The organism is Paenibacillus xinjiangensis (assembly GCF_059686975.1).
Map to the genome: position 1 here is coordinate 1 of NZ_JCAALS010000006.1, position 22,906 is coordinate 22,906.

29 protein-coding genes are annotated in these 22,906 nt (G+C 42.1%); 25 read left to right on the forward strand and 4 right to left on the reverse strand.

Annotated features, from left to right (window positions below; all coding sequences use genetic code 11):
* Positions 1–333: 333 nt before the first annotated feature.
* From AC6ESP_RS07645 to AC6ESP_RS07685, 9 genes are all read left to right on the forward strand, one after another.
* Positions 334–1,422, forward strand: coding sequence for a serine hydrolase domain-containing protein (locus tag AC6ESP_RS07645; protein WP_497096115.1), 1,089 nt, complete (start codon positions 334–336; stop codon positions 1,420–1,422).
* Between the two features lie 229 nt (positions 1,423–1,651).
* Positions 1,652–2,539 carry an NAD-dependent epimerase/dehydratase family protein gene (locus AC6ESP_RS07650; protein WP_497096116.1) on the forward strand — a complete coding sequence of 296 codons (888 nt, stop codon included), beginning with the start codon at positions 1,652–1,654 and terminating at the stop codon, positions 2,537–2,539.
* A 233-nt stretch (positions 2,540–2,772) separates the two neighbouring features.
* Positions 2,773–3,366 carry a chloramphenicol phosphotransferase CPT family protein gene (locus AC6ESP_RS07655; RefSeq protein ID WP_497096315.1) on the forward strand — a complete coding sequence of 198 codons (594 nt, stop codon included), beginning with the start codon at positions 2,773–2,775 and terminating at the stop codon, positions 3,364–3,366.
* Positions 3,367–3,615: 249 nt separating this feature from the next.
* A complete protein-coding gene (locus AC6ESP_RS07660) occupies positions 3,616–4,047 on the forward strand; it encodes a hypothetical protein (protein ID WP_497096117.1) in 432 nt (143 codons plus the stop codon).
* A gap of 216 nt (positions 4,048–4,263) precedes the next feature.
* Positions 4,264–4,506, forward strand: coding sequence for a hypothetical protein (locus AC6ESP_RS07665; RefSeq protein WP_497096118.1), 243 nt, complete (start codon positions 4,264–4,266; stop codon positions 4,504–4,506).
* A 254-nt stretch (positions 4,507–4,760) separates the two neighbouring features.
* Positions 4,761–4,979 carry a hypothetical protein gene (locus AC6ESP_RS07670; protein WP_497096119.1) on the forward strand — a complete coding sequence of 73 codons (219 nt, stop codon included), beginning with the start codon at positions 4,761–4,763 and terminating at the stop codon, positions 4,977–4,979.
* A 261-nt stretch (positions 4,980–5,240) separates the two neighbouring features.
* Positions 5,241–5,432 (forward strand): hypothetical protein, encoded by a 192-nt coding sequence (locus AC6ESP_RS07675; RefSeq protein WP_497096120.1) that lies wholly within the window; start codon positions 5,241–5,243, stop codon positions 5,430–5,432.
* Positions 5,433–5,472: 40 nt separating this feature from the next.
* Positions 5,473–5,775, forward strand: coding sequence for a hypothetical protein (locus AC6ESP_RS07680; RefSeq protein WP_497096121.1), 303 nt, complete (start codon positions 5,473–5,475; stop codon positions 5,773–5,775).
* 233 nt (positions 5,776–6,008) lie between these two features.
* Positions 6,009–6,857, forward strand: coding sequence for a DUF2268 domain-containing putative Zn-dependent protease (locus AC6ESP_RS07685; RefSeq protein ID WP_497096122.1), 849 nt, complete (start codon positions 6,009–6,011; stop codon positions 6,855–6,857).
* A 364-nt stretch (positions 6,858–7,221) separates the two neighbouring features.
* Here the strand turns inward: AC6ESP_RS07685 and AC6ESP_RS07690 are convergent, their stop codons facing one another.
* Together AC6ESP_RS07690 and AC6ESP_RS07695 are read right to left on the reverse strand one after the other, a co-directional pair.
* The gene (locus tag AC6ESP_RS07690; RefSeq protein ID WP_497096123.1) at positions 7,222–7,506 is read right to left on the reverse strand and encodes a hypothetical protein; all 285 of its coding nucleotides are present in this window, start codon (positions 7,504–7,506) and stop codon (positions 7,222–7,224) included.
* Between the two features lie 259 nt (positions 7,507–7,765).
* Positions 7,766–8,005, reverse strand: coding sequence for a hypothetical protein (locus AC6ESP_RS07695; RefSeq protein ID WP_497096124.1), 240 nt, complete (start codon positions 8,003–8,005; stop codon positions 7,766–7,768).
* A 666-nt stretch (positions 8,006–8,671) separates the two neighbouring features.
* On the opposite strand from AC6ESP_RS07695, the gene AC6ESP_RS07700 reads away from it, so the two are divergent.
* The 9 genes from AC6ESP_RS07700 to AC6ESP_RS07740 all read left to right on the forward strand — a co-directional run bounded on the left by AC6ESP_RS07700 (position 8,672) and on the right by AC6ESP_RS07740 (position 14,619).
* Positions 8,672–8,962: a hypothetical protein gene (locus AC6ESP_RS07700; protein WP_497096125.1), complete on the forward strand. Its 291-nt coding sequence runs from the start codon at positions 8,672–8,674 to the stop codon at positions 8,960–8,962.
* Between the two features lie 5 nt (positions 8,963–8,967).
* Positions 8,968–9,261 (forward strand): hypothetical protein, encoded by a 294-nt coding sequence (locus tag AC6ESP_RS07705; RefSeq protein WP_497096126.1) that lies wholly within the window; start codon positions 8,968–8,970, stop codon positions 9,259–9,261.
* A 282-nt stretch (positions 9,262–9,543) separates the two neighbouring features.
* Positions 9,544–9,837, forward strand: a complete 294-nt coding sequence (locus AC6ESP_RS07710; RefSeq protein ID WP_497096127.1) for a hypothetical protein — start codon at positions 9,544–9,546, stop codon at positions 9,835–9,837.
* Positions 9,838–10,034: 197 nt separating this feature from the next.
* Complete coding sequence (locus AC6ESP_RS07715; RefSeq protein WP_497096128.1) at positions 10,035–10,646, forward strand: TetR/AcrR family transcriptional regulator; 612 nt, start codon at positions 10,035–10,037, stop codon at positions 10,644–10,646.
* 7 nt (positions 10,647–10,653) lie between these two features.
* Complete coding sequence (locus tag AC6ESP_RS07720; protein ID WP_497096129.1) at positions 10,654–11,247, forward strand: GNAT family N-acetyltransferase; 594 nt, start codon at positions 10,654–10,656, stop codon at positions 11,245–11,247.
* Positions 11,248–11,405: 158 nt separating this feature from the next.
* Positions 11,406–11,684, forward strand: coding sequence for a hypothetical protein (locus AC6ESP_RS07725; protein ID WP_497096130.1), 279 nt, complete (start codon positions 11,406–11,408; stop codon positions 11,682–11,684).
* Positions 11,685–11,830: 146 nt separating this feature from the next.
* Complete coding sequence (locus AC6ESP_RS07730; protein ID WP_497096131.1) at positions 11,831–12,169, forward strand: hypothetical protein; 339 nt, start codon at positions 11,831–11,833, stop codon at positions 12,167–12,169.
* Positions 12,170–12,388: 219 nt separating this feature from the next.
* Positions 12,389–13,333, forward strand: coding sequence for a helix-turn-helix transcriptional regulator (locus AC6ESP_RS07735; protein WP_497096132.1), 945 nt, complete (start codon positions 12,389–12,391; stop codon positions 13,331–13,333).
* 101 nt (positions 13,334–13,434) lie between these two features.
* Positions 13,435–14,619 carry an epoxide hydrolase family protein gene (locus AC6ESP_RS07740; protein ID WP_497096133.1) on the forward strand — a complete coding sequence of 395 codons (1,185 nt, stop codon included), beginning with the start codon at positions 13,435–13,437 and terminating at the stop codon, positions 14,617–14,619.
* A gap of 117 nt (positions 14,620–14,736) precedes the next feature.
* Here the strand turns inward: AC6ESP_RS07740 and AC6ESP_RS07745 are convergent, their stop codons facing one another.
* Positions 14,737–15,276 (reverse strand): NADPH-dependent FMN reductase, encoded by a 540-nt coding sequence (locus AC6ESP_RS07745; RefSeq protein ID WP_497096134.1) that lies wholly within the window; start codon positions 15,274–15,276, stop codon positions 14,737–14,739.
* Positions 15,277–15,704: 428 nt separating this feature from the next.
* Here AC6ESP_RS07745 and AC6ESP_RS07750 point away from each other — a divergent pair, with 428 nt between their 5' ends.
* Positions 15,705–16,325: a WD40/YVTN/BNR-like repeat-containing protein gene (locus AC6ESP_RS07750; RefSeq protein WP_497096135.1), complete on the forward strand. Its 621-nt coding sequence runs from the start codon at positions 15,705–15,707 to the stop codon at positions 16,323–16,325.
* Positions 16,322–16,831 carry a hypothetical protein gene (locus AC6ESP_RS07755; RefSeq protein WP_497096136.1) on the forward strand — a complete coding sequence of 170 codons (510 nt, stop codon included), beginning with the start codon at positions 16,322–16,324 and terminating at the stop codon, positions 16,829–16,831. Before AC6ESP_RS07750 ends, AC6ESP_RS07755 begins: the two co-directional genes overlap by 4 nt.
* A gap of 256 nt (positions 16,832–17,087) precedes the next feature.
* Here AC6ESP_RS07755 and AC6ESP_RS07760 read toward each other — a convergent pair whose 3' ends face one another.
* Positions 17,088–18,038, reverse strand: coding sequence for a substrate-binding domain-containing protein (locus AC6ESP_RS07760; RefSeq protein WP_497096137.1), 951 nt, complete (start codon positions 18,036–18,038; stop codon positions 17,088–17,090).
* Positions 18,039–18,144: 106 nt separating this feature from the next.
* On the opposite strand from AC6ESP_RS07760, the gene modA reads away from it, so the two are divergent.
* From modA to AC6ESP_RS07785, 5 genes are all read left to right on the forward strand, one after another.
* Positions 18,145–19,005 carry a molybdate ABC transporter substrate-binding protein gene (gene modA, locus AC6ESP_RS07765; protein ID WP_497096138.1) on the forward strand — a complete coding sequence of 287 codons (861 nt, stop codon included), beginning with the start codon at positions 18,145–18,147 and terminating at the stop codon, positions 19,003–19,005.
* Entirely contained in the window at positions 18,980–19,669 is a 690-nt protein-coding gene (gene modB, locus AC6ESP_RS07770) for a molybdate ABC transporter permease subunit (RefSeq protein WP_497096139.1), read from the forward strand. The genes modA and modB overlap by 26 nt, the downstream gene beginning before the upstream one ends.
* A 216-nt stretch (positions 19,670–19,885) precedes the next feature.
* Complete coding sequence (locus AC6ESP_RS07775) at positions 19,886–20,440, forward strand: glutathione peroxidase (RefSeq protein WP_497096140.1); 555 nt, start codon at positions 19,886–19,888, stop codon at positions 20,438–20,440.
* A 101-nt stretch (positions 20,441–20,541) separates the two neighbouring features.
* Positions 20,542–21,363: a nucleotidyltransferase domain-containing protein gene (locus tag AC6ESP_RS07780; protein WP_497096141.1), complete on the forward strand. Its 822-nt coding sequence runs from the start codon at positions 20,542–20,544 to the stop codon at positions 21,361–21,363.
* 206 nt (positions 21,364–21,569) lie between these two features.
* Complete coding sequence (locus AC6ESP_RS07785; RefSeq protein WP_497096142.1) at positions 21,570–22,892, forward strand: extracellular solute-binding protein; 1,323 nt, start codon at positions 21,570–21,572, stop codon at positions 22,890–22,892.
* The last annotated feature ends 14 nt before the right edge of the window (positions 22,893–22,906 follow it).

The window sequence follows — 22,906 nt, forward strand, 5'->3', positions numbered from 1 at the left end:
GGATCAAGTCCCACGGGCAGGTACGTTCGACCCGGCTACTCTAATCCTCGAAGCAAATGCAAAAAGGATCAACCAGAAAGAAATGGTTGATCTCATAATACGAACGGGCAGTTTAGCGCAACAAAACCAAATTAATTTGCGTATTATATATAATTGGTAAAATATAGTTCGAGTGGAAGGGGTTCAATACCACGCCACGTTTAAATTGTTGCAGATGGAGTTCGTCTACACGGTCTAATGTGGCACGACCGGTTGGTTCCCCGCGCCTTTCGGGCTGCTGCTGTGAAGCGCCGCTGTCCGCATACCTTCATGATTAAAAGGAGCTCGTCATACATGCCATCATCGCTAGTAAACCTAATTGAGAACAGTTTGAATCCTCAGGATTTCTTGGTAGGCGGGGCTGTTGTCGTCGTGAAAGACAGTCATGTTATTTATGAAAAAGGATTTGGCCATGCGCAGCTTGGCTCGGCTGAAAGGGGCTTTACGGCGGATACGATCGTGTGCGTTATGAGCATCGCGAAAAGTTTTACGGTGGCTGCTTTGCTAAGCTTAGTGGAGGATGGCCGTCTTGATATGGACGATCCGCTTGTTCACTATCTTCCCTATTTCAGAACGACCGATCCGGAAGTAAGCGGCTTGATTACTGTGAAGCAACTGTTATCGCATACAGCCGGGTTTGGTGGCGATCTGAGCATTGGCGATCTTGTCGCGCCAAATGCCGCCGAACTTGCTTTTTACGATCAACTGACCCGACAGGTTGGGATGCCGGATTCGTTGCTCCGCGCGATTCGCAGCCGTGAAGACATTACGAGGTTTATTCGCAAGGTAGCTTTGGCCGATCGGCCGGGAAACAGCTGGAATTATTGCACTGATGCTTATATTGTGGCCGCCGATCTTTTTGAGAAAGTCAGCCGTAAATCTTGGGATGACTATATGAAAGAGGCCATGTTCCAAGGGCTCCAGCTGAACCGGACGACATTGGATGCCGAGATTGTCGTGCAGGACGAGGATCATGCTAGATACTATAGTTCCGAGGCGGGCGACAATAGCATCTTGCCGTCACCATTCCCTATCAACCCTTTAGCGGCGCCAATGGGCTTCCTTTATTCGACCGCGAAGGATTTGGGCCGATATCTCAATGCCTACATGAGTAATCGTCCGTTCATGTCCCCTACTTTAATGGAGAAGATGTTCGAACCCGTATGGAAGTTTGATCCTTACGAGGGCTACGCGCTGGGGTGGGGAACGAGCGTGGAAAAGGGATATACAATCATCGAGCATGGAGGTGGTTATCAAGGCGTCAGCGCGTATCTGTGCATGGTTCCCTCCGAAAGGCTCGGCGTGATCGTTCTGTCCAATCATGATCAGACGCCGTCACAGAAAATTTGTTACCGTGTGCTTCGAGCATTGCTTCATGAGTAGAGATAGCTCTATCAACACTTTTGTTTAATGATCCAGGGAGCAATTTGCCGGCGCGGCAGTTGCTCCTTCTGTCATTAAGCTAGCCCACTAATTCAGATCAGTAGTCAACAACCCTCAATTTTCATTTTCCTGTGGCGACCCGTAAGAGTCATGGGTGGCTAACAGACAAGATAACGAAATAATGTTATGGAATATAATGCATATGGCATTGTTAATAAGGAGAGTGTAAATGAAACTTCACGATAAAGTTGTTCTAGTTACAGGCGTTTCAGGAACTGTTGGGGACAGAATTGCCAAAAGGTGTATCAGAGAGGGGGCAAGGGTCAAAGGATTGGTTCGTAATAAAGAGCAGATTTCCATTTGTACTAATCTCGGTATTACCCCTATAATAGGGGACTTAATTGATAAAGAAGCAATCATTGACGCCTTAAAAAATGTGAACATCGTCATTCACACTGCAGCGTACCTCGGTAACGATAAACACATTGCTGAGGAATCGAACATTCATGGGGTTCGAAATCTGGTTGAGGGAGCTATATCAGCAGGAGTTGAACGCTTCGTGCATATCTCCACTGTTTCTGTTTATGGTCACTTGGAAGGTGATGTAGAACTCGATGAAACAAGTAAATTAGCATACGGTCACTCTGAAGTGTACACTTCAACGAAATGTGAGTCGGAGAGAATCTTGCAAGATGGAATAAACAATGGACTAAAATGTGTAGTTTTGCGTCCTGGCATTATTTGTGCTGAAAATAACTCTCATTGGGGCGACAGGCTTATTGAAAAAATAAAAGCAGTCGAACATGTAACTTGGATTCATCCTGAGGATTTAACACCATGGGTACACTCGGATAACTTAGCGGAGATGTGTGTTTTGGCAGCAACGAATCCAGCGGCAGTTAACCAGATTTACAACGCTGTGGACGGCAATTATGCGGAAAATGATTTTACTATGCGTATTGCTCGTTCTATGAAAAAAACTATAAGCATCCCCGATGGAAACCCCATAAGAATGGCGTATAGTTTCAATAAAATTAGAAACGAATTGGGGTATCATCCTATTAAAACTTTCGATGAGACAGTTCTTCAATTGGAGAAACAAGCTCAAATTATGTAATCGGGTTTGACTCGGGATACAAAAATAATGAAAATACTGTCTTGTTGGCCATTACGCTAACGAGGAACGATAGTGAACATCGAAAGGGCTGCCATGTAGTAGACTTCATTATGCTAACGGGCAGCATTCAATCGTTTCTCGAATATTCTCTGAGTTGGATAATTTTATGAACATTGTGAACATAACGTTATCTGAAAGATACGCAATGATTATTTTTTGAAGGGATGATTAAATTGAAGCAAGGGATATTAGTTTTTCTAAATGGAACTTCAAGTTCCGGAAAGACCTCCATATCGACTGAACTGATAAATCAGAAAGAGATTCTTTTTTATCATTTATCAATTGATGATTTTTTTAATAATTACAATGAATTTATTAATAATAAATTTCCAGATGAACCTATAAGAGAAGTAGATGATCAAGTTGTCGCACAAATACTTGATGATTCCATAATCTCAGTGTACTATTCGACAATTAAATTGTTATCAGAAATGGGTTTTAATGTAATAGTAGATACCGTAATCGACAATGACAAGAGGTTTAATGAGTTTCTTGATCAATTTTTCGATCAGCCTACGTTATTTATAGGTGTAATATGCTCGAAAGAAGAACTCATAAGAAGAGAGCAAACAAGAGGAGATAGAAAGATTGGACTAGCAGCTTCACAGTTTAGCAAAGTATATTGCTTTGATGAATATGACCTTGAAGTAAATACGGAAGAGATGAATCCAATAGAATGTGCCGAAAAGATATTAAGTTTTATTAAGTCCAATAAGGAATACTCGGTATTTAAGAAATTAAGTAAAAGAAATGTTAGTGTTTCCTAGATGGCGTATTCAGATAACACCATATTCAAGCATTGGGGCTACCACCCCTCGGGCTGCCGAGGGATTTCGGGATTAAGCTAACGGGTACGATAATTCAATACAACACGACGGCAGCTTATCTTATGATGAGCTGCCGTTTTCTCAACTAACGGGCAGTATAGCGAAGTGATAAATGTTCTACTGCGAATATAGATTATGGTAAAATCAATGAATCAAGTCTGCCTCCAAGAATGGACGACAAACCAATGTGTGGTGATATTGTTGAGTACATTATATGAACTGGAAATCATACCAGGGAAGAGAATAGGCAAGTATCAAATAGGCTGGCGACTGGATGAACTTATGAAACATATAGATTTCGAGTACACAATTAAGCATTACCCGAATGAAACAATAGCCATAACAAGTGACGATTTTTGGTTTACTTTAAATGAAACCGAGGGTCTTTATAATATTTATTCTATGGGGAATTATCAAGGGAAGTATAAAAATCTTATAGGATTAGGGTCAATATTAACTGATATAAAAGGAAGCCTCAATTATGAGCTAGATGAGGCATTTCTTGAGGACACAATGTGGTGGCGTTTTAAACCACGAGATGAGCAGGGTATACATTTCGTTCCTGAAAAAGAATGGGACGATAGAACACCGATAACATCAATACACGTTTTCTTGGTCTAGGTTATTAAACTCCCATGGAAGAACGCAATTACTTCCATAATCTGTGGTGTCGCGTGAGCGGCATGGATGGCTAACGGGAAACTATAGTTTAATGCCGAAGGACTGCGGCATGACTGCCTTTCGCTCAACTAACGGGCAGGTTAACGAAACTTCCAATTATAGGGAACGTATAAATTAGGAGACGTATTCAGGTGACATCGGATGGAGGGGGAATAATTGAATAAGTATGTGTTTCATATTATTACCAGTGTAATTTGTATTTTGATACCCATGGTAGGGCTTTTATATAGTTTGTGGGATGCCCATCAACCCAAAATAGGACCTGTAGGAGATGGAAAACCGAATTATCCCACCATACCTCAATTAATACCTATTGTATCTTGTTTCATCCTTGGAGTAGCGAATTTACCTCTGGCGATAATGCGTTACAGACAAAACAAAAAGTCTAATGAAGAGTAGTTCATTGTTACGCTAACTGGGAACGATAGCACAATAATGTTAAGAAAGCAGCTGATCCATGTGATCGGCTGCTTTTGTTCAGCTGACGGGCAGGTTGGCGCAACTATTAGATGGATTTATGGTTTTTATATGATACAATTTATCCCAGATATCTTCGCGTGTTAATGAAAAGCAGTGGTATTGACTAATAAGAGACCAACACATAAAGAGGGATAGTTTTATAAATATGCATTAGTCTACTATAGGAGGTGCTTATGATAAAAGGCGTGTCGAAGTCGCCCAAGTGGATATTATTTCTGGCTCTCGCCCTTGTTCTTACGGGTACGCTCTGCTTTACCATCTTATTCCTCGGTTCGTCTGAACCAATTGTAACGGAGATTCATGAAGTGCCTGGAGTGATAGAGATAGAAGTGTTGCCAGACAATGGACAAATCGGGATTGGAAGAGTGGAAGTGAAGTGGCAAAGCCCGTAAGCGTAGGGCACAGCTCATAATACGAACGGAGAACTAGAGCTTAACCAAGACATTACTGGAAAGTGCGAATTTTGCGAAATTTGTGCGCATAAACAAGGGTGATTGAAACCTTGTAGACGATAATAAACTGTTGAGCTAAACGGGGAATAAGATTTAAACATGACATTACGAGCCGACCATACGAATTATGTACCATTGTTCGTTGAAGTAACGGGCTTCTTCTTATTTTTATTGATTAGAAAAAAAAGGTGTGTTTATAACATGGAAGAGCGTCTCAGATTTGTGAATTATGCAGTTAGGGAACAACGGAATGTAGTCTTGATTCTTAACAATCAAAGGGTAGTAAGGGGGAAGGCGTTGAGTCTTGTCAATACCCTCTTAATTTTAGAAGATGATCAACAAGTGATTCTAAATGAGATTGTTGAAATTTTTGTTATTGCTAAAAATTATTAAGCTATCGGTGAACTATAGCTCAAATTTTAGGAGGTGTATTATGGAGAGAGCTAGCTGGATCCCACTACGGAACATAAGTGATGATGAAAAGATTTGGATTGGGACAAAAGTTAGGCTTTATAATGTTGGTTTGAATGTTATTGATAAGGCTGATGACTATTACGATTATTTGGTGTCTTTTATCTATGATAACGTAGAGTATCTTCAACTAACCAGCCTCTCCCAAGGTAAGGCGGGTAATATTATTTGTGTTATTAAGAAAGATAAACCGAATCATTATGCACTGGGTAAAACCCTGAAAGATATGATGGGACTTGAAAATACATTTGTCCTTTTAGAGTAGCTAAAGTTAGCTGAACTAACGAGGAACGATAGTTGAACAAACAAGGAGCAGTTTGCTGCGGCAGCTGCTCCATTTCTTTATTGAGCTAACGGGCAGTTTAACACAATTCCAAAAAAGGAATGGATTTCTTTCCCACGAATATTTAATGTGAAATATCCAATCTTTTGAGGGATGAAATGACTACGATGCTGTCTATTCGGAAATTTAAAAATTATATTTTGGGAGTTGTTTAGATGAGAATAATAAAAATGATTGACAACTACAATGAGATGTGTAACATGACAAAAAATCAGGGCAAATTTAACGCTTATAAGTGTTATACTGAAAAATATCCAGATTTATATGACGGTATTTTTAAGTATTTTTATATGACTGATATTAGCAATTTGCAATCAATGATAGAACAGTGTGACTTTAATTCTTGTCTTGCGAAAGCGAAAGAAAATATAAATAACGGTATTGTTGATAAGATTGTCAATACAGTGAATAAAACCATTAAATTGTTGAATTATCATGGCGATTTTGATTTATACATTGGGCTTGACCTAGGTATGCACGGAGGCGTTGCGCTTCCGGTTAATCACGGAAACCCCTATGCTTACATTGGAATTGACCGAAATATAAGTGAATCAAACGTCGAGTCATTAATTCCGCATGAACTAAATCATATGGTGCGCGGTGCTATTTTACAAAACATAGATATGTTTGACTTCACCGAACGGGTAATATCGGAAGGTTTGGGCACTTATTGTCCTGTCGCTTTCAGATATGGTAGTTGTGATTTTGACTTAACTATTGAGATAGTGGCGGAAGTAATGGGATTGCCAATAAATAAAACAATGGAACTCATGAATAATAAAAATTCGTTAGAAAAGGCGGTTGTAAACGAATTTGGGACACCCTTGACCGCAGAGAAAATGAGTCAGTTTTTTATGTGGAGTGGTGATGATGCTACCGAATATCCTTTAAGCGGATATTTCATTGGTATGTATATAATTCACGATTTAATCACCAAAGGGTACACAATCTGTGAATTAACTGCAATGTCATCACAGGTTATTTATCAAAATTATACAAAATAAGCGTTATCCTTATTCATCTTTTTTCCAAAAGGTTTAACGAATATTGGATCTTGGTAGGCGCCCAGAGTTCAATCCAAATGGTGAGTATATTCTTGTTTTAGTAGACGCTGATACTCTTTATTGGAATCCACCATTGAGTGAATTTCGCTCAAAAGATATTAAAAAAATTGTTGAAATGACTGAGATTTGGCTGTCGGAAGTCTCAAATGGAAACCTTTAGTCATTCAACTAACGAGACACGATAGTTGAACAAACAAGGAGCAGTTTGCTGCGGCAGCTGCTCCATTTCTTTATTGAGCTAACGGGCAGTTTAACACAACATAGTTGACCAAGAAAGCATAGTTTATTTAAGTTTCATAATTGATTAAGGAGTGTTCTGGATTTCAACTGACTTTACTTTTATCTTCTCAGTAATCCAAACATCATCTTCATATGGGCTGTATAATACAAATTTGACTGATTGCCCAATTTTTAATTTTTTGTAGTCCTTATATTTGATTTCTGTGCCTTCATCAATGTAAACATAACCTTTCCTTTCATCGATAGAAGTAACTATTCCTGAAATTGTGAATTCTTCACCTTTGTATTGGCTGCAGCCAGAGATAACTATGCTGATGCAAAATAGCATTACGTACACATATTTGCCCACTGTGACCATACCTCCTCGCTTTTAATATTAGACTGTTTCAATTCCCAAAATGTTTCATTTCGGGACTAGGTAATGGATAAAGAGGATGGATTAAACGCTTATGGGCTTAAGCTAACGGGATACGATAGTTGAACAAACAAGGAGCAGTTTGCTATGGCGGCGGCTCCAATTTGTATATAAAGCTAACGGGCAGGATATTTCCAAATATTGTAATATAAGGATATGTTCTAGAGGTTAGGTGTGAGGTACCCATGGATGGTTAAAGGGGAGAAAACTTGGGCATAATTCGAATTTCATATATTCTGGGAATCATTGCATTCTTATCGATGATTTTATCTACTGTACTCAGCATTGCTTTTTCAATATTATCACTAATTGCAAGTTTTATAGCAGTTGTTTTTAATAAGAATCGAAGGTCAGTTAATGTGCTCGTATTTAATGTTGTAGTGTTTTCTGTACTTATTTTTGGGCTGTATTTTATTATTTCAAGCTTTGCCATTTTGGAATAGTAATTTCTAAAGGGACTAAGCTAATGGGACACTAACCGTTAATTCAATGAGCTATTTCACGGAGATGCAGAGGGATTTAGAATATTGAAACTGAACTACAAGGTGATAATCGAGAAATTCAACTCTGAAAATGGAAATCACTTTTTCGCTCACATAGCCGAGCTTCCATGAATAAGAGCCGAATGTAAATCTCATGAGGAATTGCTAAATGACTTGGAGACCATTAAAAGGTTATATTTTGAGTTTTGCATAAAGCATAGTAAGGCAATACCTGAACCTGGCAGTGACCTATTGCAACACCTCTGGATAAACTGAGGGGGTGGACAACCTACCATCCTATTTCTAAATAGACCGCTAATGTCGTTTCGCTATCGGGCATGCTTGCACAACTTTATCTGTGTAGGACAGGAGGGTGAACAGTTTGCTACGGCGGCTGCTCTATTTCTATATTTATGCTCGCACGTAGGATAGTTACAATTATGGTAATATAATGGGTGAATATTGTCTGTTATCAGAATAATGCTTTGGGATAGGATCGAGGGTGCATTATGTGGAAACGTAATATCAGGCTACTCGTCGCTCTGGTATGTGGACTGTTACTTGTTTCATGTACATCGAGGGTGCAAAAAACGCTCTCGGACGAAGTGGTGATCCAGATGGTGAAAGAAGATTGCTCGGCATGGTGCCAAGATAATAAAGATCTTATTATTGAAGTGAGTGGATATGACGAGAGAGGCGACGTCATGGTAGGAGGAGTAAGAAAAGGAAGCAATAATCAGCCTGAAGCTGGATATCACGTGGATCCAGTAACAGGAGAAATTACAAGAAAGTACATTTTAAACGGTGAGTTGGAATCAATTGAAAATGGGGTGAAAGAATCTTCTTCCCAAATAACCGACGTTACTTTTTCCAAGATTGATGATTTAAGTTACATCGGGGGAGTTTGATTGCGTTGTTCGGTGATCCTGTTCAAGAGTCGGAAAACTCCGAAGATGCCTTTAATTATGTGATTCAAGCGCAAAGAAGCGACGGCAGTAAATGGATATTAACCGCTTATCAAGGACCATCTGGCTTCGCAATCGGTGGGACAAAGGAGATAGATTTGAGTCATGAGATGGCCTATTTGCTTATGCAAAGGCTCGCAGCGACGACTCCTTCTGATTTTGAGAAAAGAGATATTAGATACCCCGACTCAGCAGATCCTTATATCTATGGTTGTCAGAACGGTGAGTGCTATGCGGAATAACATGTCGAACTCCATATAATCAAAAACTTGAATGTTGCTGTGAAGAAGATCAACGAATGAGGTGTGGTTTAAAAGCAACTTTTACGGTAATAGGAATACTGATTGTTTTTGATTTTGACGGTGCGGTATTGAACAGAGGGCTACGCTATCGGGAGACGATAGTGCAAAAACAACAGGCAGATTAACGCAACTTTATAAAAGCAATGACGTTTCTTATGTAAGGAGTTGAAACGGAGATGAATATCAATAAGCAATTAAATTCGGACATGGGGAGTGAATGGGATGCTGAACCGGATCCGGGCGCTGGAGGATAAGCAGCTGCTTCGCGGCGTATGGTGGAATACCGGTATTTTTGCGTTTGTTTTTCTTATATTGTGCTATTTGGCCGGCGATCATGATTATGTGAGCTTCCAATCCGCAGTCATTATATTGATTGTCGTATACATTCCAGGTATGTTGCTATTGCTGGCTATGTATGTCAAAGCAGATGCTGAAACGCGAAAAGCCTATAACATGCGCATCGGATTAGTTGCAGCCGCTGGCGTAATTATAACGGTTTTGAGATATATAACTTAGCGACAGCCGGTGAAAAAGATGTGTATCATCAACGATGAGTCATTAAATTAAACAAGGAGCAGTTTGCTACGGCAGCTGCTCCATTTCTTATTATAATTAAAGGTAAGAAAGTTGAATATATATGAAGCAGGGTTGTTAATCTGATTTAATTATTTTATAATGAGTAAAACCTCACTCATAATAAAGGAGGATTTCATTTGCCCCGTACAAAGGAACAGTTCGAAGAAATGCGTAATGCCACTAGGGAGAAAATACATTCGGCTGCGATGCAATTGTTTGTTCATCAAGGATTCGGCTCGACGAATGTTCAAAATATTGCGGATACAGCTGGCATAAGTATTGGATTGCTGTATCGACATTACAAAACAAAGGATCAGTTATTTCAAGAATTGGTGGCCTACGCAGTTGTAGGATTGAAACGTAATATTGCTATCTTTGAATCCAATCAATCCCCTAAAAAGTTAATGGCACAGTTTGTCGACGAAGTCTACACCGACTTGGTGAATGGAGAGGAACTAGCCAATCTGCTGATTCTTATCAATCAATCACTATTAACAGGTGCTGGCACAGCCTCTAAACAAAATGAAGAGATTCTCCAAGTCAATGCCAGACTGATTGATGCTACGGCGCAACTCATTTCCAAGGGTCAGCAGCTTGGAGAATTCCGCTCGGGTGATGCGCATGAGATGGCGGTCTTCTTTTACGCGGCGGTTCAGGGTTTGGCTGAGATGAAGGTGCTGCTAAAGAGTAACTTTACCATGCCGTCACCTTCTGTGCTCACAGCATTTCTATTTAAGGAAGGGGAGTGATTATGTCATGATTACCGTAGTGAGAGCTGATCAAGCTGAGTTTGATGTAAGGCAAGGGATATCTGAAATATTCGCAGAGGGCTTCACACAATGGCTCGGATATTTCTCCAAGAATCCGAAAATGATCGCCGCAGCATTCGCCCATATGTTCGTACTGGATCAATTTTATGTGGCTGTATCTAAGGGGCAAGTTGTCGGAATGGCTGCCTGCACAGATGGAATTTCACACTCGGTTAAACTTGATAAAAAGGAGCTTCGTAAACATTTAGGCTTTTATAAAGGAAGTATGGCTGGTATTTTCCTTAAAAAAGAATTTGAATCTCCCTTTGTTAATCCATCACCTGGTATGGGCTCCATCGAATTTGTAGGAACAGCTGCCGAATTCAGAGGGCAAGGTGTTGGTTCGCAAATGATTCGTCATATCCTTGAGCATACACCTTATGAGGTTTACTTGATTGAAGAAATCGCGGATACCAATATTCCAGCCATGAAACTCTATTCTAAATTAGGTTTTGAAGAATACAAACGCAAGCAAATACCGATTAAACGGGCAAAGAAAATCGGCATCAATCACATTGTATCATTGAGGTATACGAAATGATCTTCCACATATAAATCCTGAATATTAAAAATGGTAATCTAGCTACGGCGGCTGCTCCATTTCTTTATACGAACAGGCAGGATAGTTCCAATATGTGTTAAAATAAATTGAATTTCGAGGAGGAAGAAGTGTAGTATACCTTCTTACACACGGAATTCATGAATTTAATTAATAGTATGGGGGGAAAGAAAATGGGTATGGATGTTACGGCTTACTTAGGACATAACTTATTATCGGATAATATTCAATTATTATGTTATGCGCTAGATTCAAGATCATTAAAACACGTGGATGAATTCATAACTCACCTTCTCCCATATAATCCTGAAGATGTGGAAAAGCCTTGGAGAGTCTGTGATGGAATTGGCGGTACTTTGGAAATCGGTGGACCATATATGGGAATCAGAGGGGTACTACGACGAGGAATGATAGCTTAATGCAACACAACGGCACCGGACTTACGACAGGTAGCTGTTTTCTTTTTCATCTGCACTACCGGAAAGTTTACTGCAACAAATCAGATACACTTAAGCGTTCTAATAAAGGAGGGGATTTCCAAAATTTTCTTTAAAGAGGGATATGTATGAGGATGATAACTATTATTTTGTTAATGTCATTTCTGGCAGCAGGTTGTAGTGACAATAAGGGGTCAAACTCATCTAGTAGCTATCCAAGTTCCATTGCTTGGAATAACATCCTGTATGGATTTTCTAAAGAGGAGGTTCCGGTTAATGAAATCGGCAAAGAGATTGGGAAGGTTGAAAGAAAAACAACCCCAATGCCGAAGAAAAATGGAGACTCAAACGAAGTGACAGCCGGAAGTGCACTATTTGAAGTCAAAGGAAAAGACCCCCATGAAGTTATTGCAGTCGAAGTTAATGATAAATATGTTATTGCAGCAAAATTGGGACCATTGAATTAAACAAACGGGACACGTTAGCTCAATTACGACACCAAGGCAGCCGGTCATACCGATCGGTTGCCTTTTGTTATTAAAGTAATGAGCGGGATAACGGAATAAGTCAATCAAGAGCAGCTTTATTATACTTTTTTATTAACTAGGGCTTAATCATATAAGATGATACTTGACATCGTGAAATTAAAGCATCTGTAACAATATGTTTTGAATGGAGGGACAACAGTGAAACTTGAAAGACTCATGGCTATTACTATCCTTCTATTAAATCGCAAACGCGTACAAGCCCAAGAATTGGCTGATCGTCTGGAAGTTTCGTTGCGTACGATTTATCGCGATTTGGAATCATTGAATCTAGCAGGAATTCCTATTGTTTCGTACACGGGAGCGGAGGGCGGATTCGAAATTATGGAAAACTTCCGATTGGATCGGCAAATGCTGTCAATCGATGAGCTTATTGCCCTCTCTACAGCGTTGCAAGGCCTTCAATCTACACAGGCATTCAGCAAACAAAATTTGGACGGACTGCTCGATAAAGTTGGCGCATTGGTCTCGAAGGCAGAACAAGGTCGTATGGCTGATGCTGATCAGGTCCTCATAGATTTAAATCCTTGGAAAAGCAGCCCATCAGAACGCAACAAGTATGACACGCTGCATAGAGCCGTTAGTGATAAAAGGCTGATCCAATTTACATACACCAACAGACAAGGTGGAGAAACAGAACGTTGTATTGAACCTATGGGATTGGTGCTCAAAGGCTACACATGGTATCTTCACGGTTATTGCTTAAACCGAGATGATTACCGTATGTTCAGGCTTTCTCGGATCCGGAAGCTACTTATTCTTGAGGATACGTTCCAGCGCCGAATGGTGACGCTGTCTGAGTTGAATGAAAATGGGGGTCCGCAGCGCGATTCCAAAATGGTCGATCTGGTGCTTAGATTTACAGGAGCGGCTAAGGTTCCTGCAGAGGATCATTTTGATTCGGATGAAATTGAACGGCAACCTGATGGTTCGCTTATCGTTCGCGTCCGTTACCCGGATAACGACTGGTTAATCGGCTTTTTACTTCAATTTAGAACGGATTTATTCATTCTTGAACCTCCGCATATTGCTGAAGCGGTACGGAAAAGTGCTGTGGAGATATCTAAACTTTATATCGATTGTTGACACACAGTTGTCAACAAGCTTGGTTTATTATGAGTTTACATAGAGGCAGCACATTAATCTGTCACAAGAATATACAAAGAAATTTGAGGAGGTTTTCCAAAATGTCTCATTTAGAACAACAAAGTGATCGCAGTGGCCATCAGAGCACGGAGATTAAGCCTTTCCGTATCGATGTTCCGCAGGCTGACCTTGATGAATTACGAGACCGTTTAACCCGCACCCGTTGGCCGGATGCTTTGGCCGGTGTAGGCTGGGACTATGGTATTCCCGTTGATTACCTTAAGGGGCTGGCTGAATACTGGAGATCCAAAAATGACTGGCGCAAACACGAGGAATCTCTTAACAAATTCCCGCAATTCACTACCACTATAGACGGACAGAACATACACTTTCTGCATGTGCGTTCACCAGAACCTGGAGCAATGCCACTGATCATCACACATGGTTGGCCGGGTTCAATCGTAGAGTTCATGAACATTATAGGACCGCTTACCAATCCTCGTGCACATGGCGGTAACCCGGAAGATGCTTTCCATGTCGTTATACCCTCGCTCCCCGGCTTCGGCTTCTCTGGACCGACAACTGAGGTAGGTTGGAACATTGGTCGAGTAGCCAGAGCCTGGGCAGAACTGATGCGCCGATTAGGTTATGAACGTTACGGCGCACAAGGAGGAGACACCGGAGCATTGGTCTCTCCAGCGCTTGGAAGAATTGCGCCAGACTGTGTCATCGGGGTACATGCAAACGGGCTTACAACATTCCCGTCCGGAGATCCCGCAGAATCGGTTGGTTTAACTGAAATCGAGCAAGCACGCTACGATAAGCTGACTGAACAAAGCTACGAGACAGCGGGTTATGCAATTATACAATCTACACGACCTCAGACGCTGGCCTATGGTCTGACTGATTCGCCCATCGGTCAGCTTGCTTGGATAGTTGAGAAGTTCAAGGAATGGACAGATCCTACAGCAAATCTTCCGGAGGATGCTGTTGATCTCGACCACTTGCTAACTAATGTCACATTGTATTGGCTCACCGGTACGGCAGGGTCATCGGCACGGATTTATAAAGAGGAGGCGAAATCCTGGGGCATGCCTGCTCAGCGCTCTGCGGTTCCTACCGGTGTTGCGGTTTTTCCGAAAGACATCTCGATCAGAAGTATTGTCGAACGCGAACATAACGTCGAGCATTGGTCAGAGTTCGAACGCGGTGGTCATTTTGCGGCAATGGAAGCACCTGATCTATTAGTTAACGACATCCGAAAGTTCTTCGGTCAACTTCGTTAAGACTATTCGAAATGTGCTTGTAATGGGTCATTCCAGAGCTTACTCCAGTCAAAATAAAGAGCAGCAAAAAGACGTGCCAGCTGGCACGTCTTTCTTCCTGTTATGGTGTAACTCGAATTAACGTAAAGTTTTGAGTGCGCCGCTCCAAGCGATAACTTGGTCAAGCATGCCATTCACGTTAGTAAGATGCAGATCCGCTGGTTTGAACTCACTGCCGTTCTCGAAATCTGTGAACAGCGACAACGCAGGGTGTACACGAACGTCCGCTACGGACAATTCGCCAAGTATACCGCGCAGATGCTCAGCTGCACGAGCTCCACCAACAGAGCCATAGCTTACGATACCTGCTGCTTTGTTGTTCCATGCTTCACGAGCATAATCAAGAGCATTCTTGAGGGATGCAGAAATACTGTGGTTGTATTCTTGTACGATGAATACGAAGCCGTCAAGGGTAGCAAGCTTTTCGTTCCATGCAGTCGCTTGTGCTGTTGCATCAGCTTCACCTAGGAGTGGAAGCTTGAAGTCTGCGATATCTACGATTTCATAATTAGCGTCACCACGTTGATCAGCCACGCTCTTAACCCATTCACCTACTTGTGGACTCAAGCGACCTTGGCGAGTACTGCCTAGAATAATTCCGATGTTTAATTTGGACATTGTTTGTTCCTCCTCATTGGTTGTTCTACCTAAAAGTTTGTCTAGAAATCCCATCCAATACACCACCCGTTTATAGTTCAAGCATCTTATGAATCAGCTGTATATGCTATGAGGTATATGCTCAAACTCATATTCATTCATAATGTCTTAATATTAAGTATTTTGAATATAAGCTAATAGTATCGGAGTTAATGTTGAATGTCAAGATACTAACAAAATGTTTGTAATAATATTTTTGTAATCATTCTTATGTACTCATGCATCTGTTTACTCAGGAATGAATGAAAGGCTTAACGTAGACTATATACCTATGTATATAGAATTGAATTCAGAATACCCAAGCAACCTTCTGTTTAGTTGAATCGTTAGGGACAGAGAAGGGTAATTACTCTTATGACCAATAGATGACAACTAGGAGGCAAGTTCACATGATGAAATCATTCCATTTGAAAATATCAGCAATTGCATTGTCAGTGGCACTGTTGCTGACTACGGCCATTTCACCTTACACGGAAGCAGCCGCTTATAGAACAGGAGATGATTTATTCAGCGGCACACCAGCAGGCGATTCCACCTATCATTTTAGCGATATTCAGTTTCTTAACAGCACGACCGGACGAGCAGCAGGCAATGGATTTCTAATCGGAACTTCAGATGCAGGCACAAGCTGGCAGTCTATCTATAAGGGAACTTGGCAGTTCACACAATTGAATTTCATATCCAATACGACTGGCTGGGCGTTAGCTCGATCCTCTAGCAGTGGTACGAATGCGCTTATTCATACGACGGATGGCGGAAGCACTTTTGCGAAAATATCAATGGGGTCCATCGCTCTTGAGCGCATTCAGTTCACAGACGCTAAGCATGGCTTTGGCTATACGAGAGCATATAGCTACAAAACGTCGAACAGCGGCAAATCTTGGACACGAATAGCGACACCTGCTAATACTAGGTATGCAGAGTTTACCGATGAGCTGCACGGTTGGGCGCTAGTTATTGTACCTGGAAGCTATACCGAACAACGAATGGCGGGGCAGCTTGGACGATGAAACTAACAGTTAAGTCGGAAGAGGTCAGCGGTGGAGCCATTTATACAAGTGGCAGTGAAGTATGGGCTAAGTTTAATGGCGGTGCAGGCATGTCCCAGCAATCTTACTCGGTCTACGCTTCTTCTAATAATGGAGCAAGCTGGCGTAAAGTTATTAATCAGGCAACAGCTGGGGGAGGGGCTGCACCGGGTGGAGCGGCAGGCGTTGTGAACAAAGGACCAGCATCGCCGGGTGGACATGCCAGCAATATGGTTCTAGTCGATGGGGCTGCTATTCTTGCAGGCTTCTCACCAGCTGGTGAGGTTATCGGAGTTGGACGTTCATTGAATGCGGGGGAATCATGGACTAACTTCACAGGTATTCAAGGCTATGAGAGTGTTATTGCATTCACGAGCAAGAATATTGGTTGGATGGCAGATACTAGCTTGATTAGCCCGGCATTGTACCGCACGACGGATGGTGGGCAATCCTGGTCGAAGAAGCTCGCAATCAACACCAATAACTAATCATTAATTCGGAAAGAATGGCTCCTCCTCTTGAGGAGTCATTCTTTTTGCCATATAGGCAGATTCTGTTTATGAACTTACCTTATATTATATTATTGATTTCTACTAAATTCCGATATATCATGATAAATGATTATAATAAGATATATTTAGTATGGTTTAGATATGCGGTGCAGAATCATACAAAAAAAAGAATAGAAATCAAGTTGGCCTATGACGGTCTTTGATTATCTGCTCTATAAGCTTTATAAATGTATTACGTTTCCAGCCATATATGCCCTGTTTGTGTCAGGTCGTAGCCAGTAATGGCTTGAAGCTCTTTCTTGAACTCGTCTGATTGAAGAATGGAGAGCAGCGATTGAATCCATGCTTGATTACTGTCGGTCTTGAGCATGACTATATCATAGCGTTCTTGGATTAACGGGATAAAATCAATGTTGCCAACGATCGACGCTGCTTTCTCGATGCCAACGCCGACATCAGCTTCACCTGTTGCTACCTGGGAAGCCACGCCAAGATGGTTGCTCTGCTCCTGCTCATAGCCGATTAGCTGACTGGACTTCAAGCCATGAAGCCGGAGCTGTTCATCCAGCAGCACGCGAGCACCAGAGCCCTTCTCACGATTGCTGATCCGCAGGCCCGGAGTGCCAAGATCAGCCCAGCCTTGCAGTGATAGGGGGTTGCCTCGCTGTACATAGAGTCCAGCTTGTCTTGATAAAAGATTGACAACGATGTAGGAAGAGCCGACAAGCAGCCTTCGTATATAAGGTAGATTGTATTCGCCTGTATCTCCGTCGAGAAGGTGTGTGCTGACGATATCGGATTCGCCGCGGTACATAGAGATGAGACTGTCAAGACTGCCGACATACGAGCGAAGTGGACGTATACCGTTCATATTCTTCTCCATATGCTTAGCAAGAATGTCTAGACTAAGATCTTGTCCAGTAATAACAATGGGGCGCTGCCCCACAGGGGATACTTGAGTAAGTGGTCCTGCAGGCTGTTCGGACCTGGCTGCACGTTCATGGCTATGTATGCCTTTGGCTCTCTGCTTATAGGCTTCAAGGTCGGCAGGGTCAATACGCATCTGCTTGCCTACTCGGTAAGAGGGCAGTTCGCCTTTCTTGATCAGGTCATATACAGTGAGCTTGGATATTTTGAGCAGCTTGGCAATTTCTTCGGTTGTGTACGAGACATCGCTGGACATGATGCTCCTCCTTATTAGCTGGTTTACTAGTAGTCTCATTGTATCATATCGTGTCATAGATGAATGGAATAACAACCGCGATGAGCGGTACACGGAGGATGAAAACATGGTTAAGACTATGAAAAGCTATTTATTACTAACTATTTTAACTGTAATAGCATTGGCAATTGCAGGCTGTAGTACAGCTTCTAATACGAGCACGAATGCGAATGCTAGTACCAATGCTGCAGAGCAAACCACAGTCGAATCGGCTGCGGAGCCGGCTGAAATGGTAGAGCTGACGATCTCAGCAGCAGCGAGCATGACGGACGCATTAACGGATATTAAGCAAATGTATGAGACTGCTCATCCATCGATCAAGCTGAGCTTCAACTTCGGTGCATCTGGTGCACTGCAGCAGCAGATCGAGCAGGGTGCACCGGCTGATCTTTTCCTATCTGCAGCGGTTAAGAATATGACGGCGCTTGTTGACAAGGATCTAATCGATACGAATAAGCAGATCAACCTATTAACGAATGAGCTTGTAGTAGTAGTTCCTACAGATGCTGAATTGCCGATAAACACCCTTGCAGATCTTACCCGTGAGGATGTTAAGACCGTAGCCGTAGGTATTCCGGAGAGTGTTCCTGCCGGTAATTATGCGAAGGAAGCACTAACGTATGCGAAGCTATGGGATACGCTTCAGGCCAAAGCCGTTCAGGCGAAGGATGTTAGGCAGGTCCTGCAATATGTAGAGACAGGGAATGCGGATGTTGGCTTCGTCTATAAGACGGATGCCCTTACCTCTGATCAAGTCAAGGTCGCTTTTTCCGTAGATGCAGCTAGCTATCCAACTATTGAGTATCCGATCGGTATTGTAGAAGCAACGAAGCATGCCATTGAAGCCGAAGCGTTCTATACGTATTTGCAATCGCAAGAAGCTCTTGATGTATTTATTAAATATGGCTTTACTGTTCCAACTAATTAAGGCATCTATGGACTGGCATACCTTTTGGCTACCGATTCGGCTGTCTTTGCAAATTGCCCTACTATCAAGTGTAATCGTTATTGTGATTGGAATAGTTGTCGCCTGGTGGATGTCCCGCCGAAGGTTCAGAGGTAAGATACTGTTAGAAACGTTCTTTATGCTGCCGCTTGTGCTGCCACCAACGGTAGTCGGTTTTTTGCTGCTCGTTATGCTCGGTAGAAGAAGCTGGATTGGTGAATGGATCGAGTGGCTGTTCGCTGCACCGATCGTATTCACTTGGTGGGCAGCCGTTGTGGCTTCAATCGTGGTCTCATTCCCGCTTGTGTATCAGACGTTGAAGCTCGGATTCGCCTCCGTAGATCAGAAGTTAGAAGAAGCAGCCCGTTCAACCGGGGCCAATGAATGGCAAGTGTTCAGGTATATTACGCTTCCGCTGGCGCTGCGTGCCGTTGTATCTGCTTATATTCTTGGCTTCGCTCGTGGTCTCGGTGAATTCGGAGCTACACTAATGATTGCAGGGAATATCCCAGGAAGAACGCAGACGATTCCAACGGCTATCTACGTTGCAGTCGATTCCGGCAACACAGTCATGGCATGGGCCTGGACAGGAGCAATTATTGTCATATCCTTTATCCTGCTGCTGATTGGTAGGAGAAGCTCCTAATCTAATGTAGTGTGCTGCGAGGCGGCATGAATGGCGCGAATATCCTCGAAATAAAAGAATCCCTGAGGAGGATTGAACCTCAGGGATTCTTTTATAATCATAGCCTATATAGTTAATAGTCATTATATATTTGACCTATATAGGTCGAGCACTATAAGATATTCAACATGAATAGCTGCTGTAAGAATACTCTTACAAAAATGGAGGAGCAATGCCATGTCGATCTACGAATATCACGCAACTGTAATTAATGGCACACCAATGGAGTTATCCGTTTATCGAGGCAAGGTTCTGTTAATTGTAAACACTGCAAGCCAGTGTGGATTCGCACGTCAATTCACTGATCTTCAGAAGCTGTATGAAGCTCGTGCAGAACGGGGATTCGAAATTCTAGCCTTCCCTTGTAACCAATTCAACTATAAAGAACCTGGTCATAACGATGAGGTTGAGTCCAAGTGTAGAATGGGATTTGGAGTCACATTCCCTATCTTTGAGAAGCTGAATGTGAGAGGTGAAGATTCACATCCGCTATTCAACTACTTGACGCAGCAGGCTCCATTCCAAGGCTTCGATCTGCAGTCTGAGAGCGGTCGATGGATGTCACAATTTCTACAGGAGAATTACCCGGCAATCTATGAAGGTGACGGAGTGAAATGGAATTTCACTAAGTTCCTAGTGGATCGGAATGGGGTTGTTCAGGCAAGGTTCGAGCCAACTATCGAACCATTGGAACTAGCAACAGCCATTGATTCATGGCTCGATCACACATAAGCAGCAGCAGGATATCTGCATCTATGAAAAGAATAAGGTAGATGAAGAATGTTTGATCTTGAAGGGAGCGAATTATGTTACCACAAGCAGTTGAACATACAATGAGTCTGTTATGTCATTCTTTAAGCAGTTGTTTGGATATAGAGTCGGTTTATCTATATGGTTCTGTTGCATTAGGAGATTATGTGGAGGGTAATAGTGATATTGATTTTATCGTTATTCTTCGGGATCATCCTACGGAGTTAACTATAGAAGCTATCTCAGCAGCACATTATAAGCTGGAGACGGCATTACCTGACACTGATATTATGGGTGCATATGTACTGACTGATGATTTAGGCAAGCCCTATCATGAAATGGTCTCATGCTTTACTTACTATAATAAACAGCTGCATTCTGATGGTTATGGCGCTGACATTAATCCTATTACTTGGTGGATTCTGAAGCATCGAGGTATTAAGGTTAATGGAGCGGAGCAAGCTTTCGCCTATGACGTAAACATGGAATCGTTGGTCAGCTATGTCTTTGAGAACTTGAATACCTATTGGGTCAGCTGGATAGATCGATTAGAGCAACAGTTAACGTCACTCTCTATAGACGAGCATGCCAATATCTCAAAGCAGCTAGATGAAGCGGTTGAGTGGTGTACACTCGGAATGTTACGACAGTTGTATACGATAAGAGAGCATGACATTAAGAGTAAGCTTGAGGCGGGACAATACGGTCTTACTGTAATTCCGCAGAAGTGGCATGGGTTAATATACGAAGCTATACATATCAAGAGACTGCAGCCTGAGCGAATATACCATTCCAATGAACATCGATTGTCGGATCTAGTAGAGCTGCTTCGGCATATTCATCAAGAAGCTCAATTAGAGTATAAGAATTATGATGCTTCTATAAAACGGACTTCCCAGGAGTAAACGGGAGGTCTATTTTTTTGCTTTTTACCGCGTAGAATATAGCATTCTCCCAATGTATGGCGTCCATATGGAATAATATTCTTATACTTCAACCATACGTTTATTATATATAAAACCATTTGAAAACGTTTTATAATTCATTGTGCAAGGCAACAGTGTAATCGCTTTCTGAAAAAGTGGGCGTATATCATGTCGGGGGGATTAATGTGAAAAAGACAGGAATGCTAGGATTCATCTGTGTGCTTGTAACGATGTTGATACTATCTGCATGTGGAGCTGGAGAGAATAGCTCTGCGAATTCAGAATCAAGAGGTGAGCTTGAATGGGATGCAGAAGCGAAGGAATATGTAATGGAGCCGGAAATCGCTTCAGGTGAGAAAGCCTTGAAAATCTGGGTTGAATATGAGGATTATGCTACAGCCCTTATCGAAGCTTTTAAGGTCAAATATCCGCAAGTGAAAGTCGAATATGAAATTGTAGCGAAGGTAGAAAGTGTAGAGCGTATGGGATTGGATGGAGAAGCGGGTAAAGGCGCTGATGTATTCACGACCAACTACGACAAGCTAGGCCTCGCGCTTGAGAATGCGACAGCTGCACCAATCGGTCAATATGAAGAAGCCTTACAAGAAAGAATTCCAGCAACGTTCATTGAGGTTGCGAGCAAAGAAAATCAGATGTTTGGTATTCCAATCTCAACCGAATCCATCGCACTCTTTTATAACAAAACCTTGTTGAAGGAGCTGACAGGAAGCGATCAGCCCGCGACAACTTGGGAAGAGGTATCAGAGCTTGCTAAGAAGTACAACGATAGCAGCACGAACCAATGGACGATTCGGTTCCTAGCAGGGCAGCTATATTATGCTTATCCGGTTCTGTCTTCCTTAGGCTGGCATCTCTATGAAGACAATGATCTGGATAAACCTAATTTCAATTCAGAATCATTAACGAAGGGCTTAGAGTATTACAAGTCGTTAAGAGAAATTTGGAATGTCAACTCTGCTGATGCTACTTATGATTCCATAGAGAATGAATTCGTCAAAGGCCAGACACCTTATGTCATTACTGGACCATGGGTATTCAAAGATTTCAATCAAGCTGCCAAGGACAATAGCTTCGAATATGGCGTGACGACCCTGCCTACGGTATCGTCCGGTGATGTGGCTGCTTCTTTAACAGGCATTTCAGTAGCTGTCGTATCTGGCTATTCGGAATATCCTGCTGCTGCAAGGGTGTTCGCTAACTTCATGGCATCTAATGAAGGTGCTGCTGCGCTGTATCAATCAACAGGCGCTATTCCAGCATTGAAGAAAGAGCAGGTTGTGAATGTAGCAGGCATCGATGGGAATGAGCATATCGCTGGTATCATTGCACAATCCGAGAATGCAGATTTAACTCCGCAAATTCCAGAATATTTGTACACTTCGGGTAATGCACTCGTCGTTAATGTGTGGGATGACCTGCTGTCTGTTGCAGACGCTCAACAAAAAGCGGAGAAAGAATATACAGATTTGAAAGCGCTAGGTCAATAAACAAAATGATTGAA